This is a genomic window from Dapis purpurea BLCC-M126, from assembly GCF_050015975.1.
Classification (GTDB): Bacteria; Cyanobacteriota; Cyanobacteriia; order Cyanobacteriales; family Microcoleaceae; genus Trichodesmium.
Window position 1 is genome coordinate 1 of sequence record NZ_JBNHER010000165.1, and the last position, 2,724, is coordinate 2,724.

General features: G+C 32.5%; 2 protein-coding genes. Both read left to right on the forward strand.

The annotated features are described in order from the left end of the window. The first annotated feature begins 261 nt into the window (after positions 1 to 261). Positions 262 to 651 carry a hypothetical protein gene (locus ACP6PL_RS14975; protein WP_426546063.1) on the forward strand — a complete coding sequence of 130 codons (390 nt, stop codon included), beginning with the start codon at positions 262 to 264 and terminating at the stop codon, positions 649 to 651. Positions 652 to 1,150: 499 nt separating this feature from the next. Beyond that, a complete protein-coding gene (locus ACP6PL_RS14980; protein WP_426546064.1) occupies positions 1,151 to 2,131 on the forward strand; it encodes an ABC transporter ATP-binding protein in 981 nt (326 codons plus the stop codon). Positions 2,132 to 2,724 lie beyond the last annotated feature (593 nt).

Genomic DNA, 2,724 nt, shown 5'->3' on the forward strand with positions numbered 1-2,724 from the left:
TTAGCTTCTGTTGAAGCTCCTGCTATCAAGGGTTAATTTTTAACTGATTGATTAAATCTTAATTACTAAAAAAACCCCTCCCTTTAGGAGGGGTTTTTTTTATTTGTTTGATGAAAAATTTTAAGATATAACACTACGCATTCAGGGCGCGGACATTTCTAAATCCTGTTTGCGCAGTATTCCGTAGGAAAACCCTTTGACAGTTTACCCCATACCTATTCCCTATTCCCTATTCCCTAGCGCTATAAAGGTTGGATAAATATGAAAATTACTAATAAAATTACAAAGTCAATATTTGTTAGTTGCACAGCTCTGGTATTAATATTTGGGTCTTTTTCTAAAGAAGTAAATGCACAAAATGTAACAGAGGCTCCAGGAGGTAGCACAGGTTGGGAGCCTGTTTCTACTACAAATGAGTCAGATTGTGCAGCTAAAGCAGTACAGAAAATGAGCAGTTTAGTAGCAACAGGACTAATCAAAACTGTGACTGGTGCATCTTCTCGGTATGCAAGAGGCAATGCTGTTTTTAATATTGTCTGTCATAAGGATGGTAAGTATGTTGGAGTTGATATTATATGTTTTGGTAAATGTGTAAATGATACTTATGATATTCGTTCCCAGATAGAAAAAATGCTGAGAAATGGTTGGTAAATCAAAATTTAAATTAAATTTATGCAAAAAATCAAAGTTTCCTAAAATTTGGTTTTCTAACTTATTAACTATTCTTACTTTTACACAATATATAATTGAACTACAAATAAGACTTAGACAAAAACAATATATTCAATAAGTAGTAACAGGACTTACGCAAAGCTACTATATATAGAGTTCAAAAACTATAACGTTATAGTTTTTACGCTATATATGTGGTATCTCTGTAAGTTATAAGTAAATTAACACCATCATGCTGATAGTAATTATATTTGTAGTGTTTAGAACTCAAAAATTGGTAAATCGTATGTACAGAAGCTTTAATATAGTTAGACCACAGTAGGTAAGTTCCATGGAATGTCCCTACAAAGTTTTGATTGTAACGTAAAGTCATCTATCTTAAAAGCTATAAAAAAACTAACTTTCCGTGTTCTGATATCTAAGTGTTAATTCAGTTTATGCTAAAAAATAAGACATTAAATATATAGACTGAATTTTTATGGAATCTACTGTCAATTTTCCAATTGAAGAGAAAGTACCAGAAAAATTGCCAGTGATAGAAACTTCTAATTTAGCTAAATCATACCGCACTGGCTTTTGGATGAATCAAAAAATAGAGTCTCTTAAAAACTGTAATTTGACAGTTTATCAAGGGGAAACTTTTGGACTTTTGGGGCAGAATGGTGCAGGTAAAACTACCCTACTTAAAACTTTATTAGGAATTGTTTGCCCTACCTCTGGCTCAGGAATTTTATTAGGGCAACCCATAGGCGATCGCCCGGTTAAAGAAAAAATTGGCTACTTACCAGAAAATCCCTATTTTTATGACTACTTAACTGGATGGGAATTTTTGGAGTTTGTAGCAGGATTATTTCAAATATCTAAATCAATACAAAAACAAAGAATTCCAGAGTTACTTGAATTAGTTGGATTATCTAAATCAACAGCTATTAGAAAACAACTACGTCAATATTCTAAAGGGATGTTGCAAAGAGTTGGTATGGCGCAAGCTTTGATTAATGACCCAGAGTTAGTGTTTTTAGATGAACCTATGTCAGGTTTAGATCCAATGGGGCGTTATCAAATCAGAGAAATTATTGTCTCACTTAAAGAACAAGGAAAGACTATTTTTTTTAATAGTCATGTTTTATCAGATGTGGAGAAAATTTGCGATCGTATTGCTATCCTTGCAGAAGGAGAATTAATTTGTATCGGTACTTTGGATGAAATATTAGGTACAAATGAAACCTATTATGTTAAGGGTAAAAGTGGTAATCTGGAAATACTTAAACAATGGATACCAGATTTAGAATTTGAAAATAATTTTTGGCAAGGTCATTTGCAGGGAGATCCTCAAGAATTTTTAGTTAGTCTAGGATTAATGAAAGCTACACTAATTAATATGAATATAGAAAGGATTAGTCTGGAAGAATATTTTATGCAGCAACTGCGAGAAAGGGGAGTTTTTTCTAGTCATTAGAATTCTCAAACAAGTAATTTTCATAGGGAAATGGCTCTCGCTGAGATGAAAGGTAAAGTTTTTTATCTGACAATGCTATGCTTTCACTTTTACTTCTTGACTTTTGCCTTTAAAACACTTCAAAATTAATACATTTGTTACTCTTCTTGTGAAAGTTTTAATCCCACATTGCGCAGTTCAATTTGTAGTATCAAAATTAGCATGAAAAGCCGTGATTTGGTAATTATTTATACTCTATGAATTATCTATATTTAACTTTCTCAAGAGTCAAATTATCAGGAAAATATTAAGACATAAATACTTACTTAATTGTTGACTATTATGACTTTCTCCTGGATTATGAGTCCTAAATTCTGATTCCTCGTTTGGTACTACATTTTGTTGTGCGGAATGTAGGTTTAATAGCAGTAATACCAATTTAATAAATGTTTGTTACCCAATTATTAATTATTAATTATTAATAATTAAATAATCCTCGTTTAAAGCCTCCCCTTGGATAGGGGAAAAAGCGGTCGTTTGCGGAGCATTCCGTTAGGATGGGATGGCGAGGTTTCCTCGCCATATCCAATCGACCAAGAGAGCGGTCGTTTGCG

Coding starts and splice junctions, on each gene's coding strand:
- ACP6PL_RS14975 (WP_426546063.1), top strand. CDS start 262: ATGAAAATTACTAATAAAATTACAAAGTCAATATTTGTTAGTTGCACA.
- ACP6PL_RS14980 (WP_426546064.1), top strand. CDS start 1,151: ATGGAATCTACTGTCAATTTTCCAATTGAAGAGAAAGTACCAGAAAAA.